1 protein-coding gene is annotated in these 255 nt (G+C 62.7%); it reads left to right on the forward strand.

The features are described from left to right. Positions 1-92: 92 nt before the first annotated feature. A partial coding sequence (locus tag AAFO60_RS21060) for a helix-turn-helix domain-containing protein (protein ID WP_347954623.1) occupies positions 93-255 on the forward strand: 163 nt, incomplete at its 3' end.

Consider the following 255-nt stretch of genomic DNA (forward strand, 5'->3'; position numbering starts at 1 on the left):
CTCCCCGAACACGTTGTGAACGTCTGATGTAGGCGAAGACCTCCGGGCAGGATGTGGGTTACCACACTCACCATCTAGCCACGGAGGTCTTCGTGACTCACGCTAACGCACCTTTGACTCCGGAGGGGCGTCGCCGCCTCGCCGTCCTCGTCGTGGACCAGGGATGGCCGATCCGACGGGCCGCCGAACGATTCCAATGCGCTCACGCAACAGCGAAGAAGTGGTCGGACCGATATCGTGCCGGCGAGCCGATGA

The organism is Gordonia aichiensis (assembly GCF_039946255.1).
In the GTDB taxonomy this organism is placed as follows: Bacteria; Actinomycetota; Actinomycetes; order Mycobacteriales; family Mycobacteriaceae; genus Gordonia; species Gordonia aichiensis_A.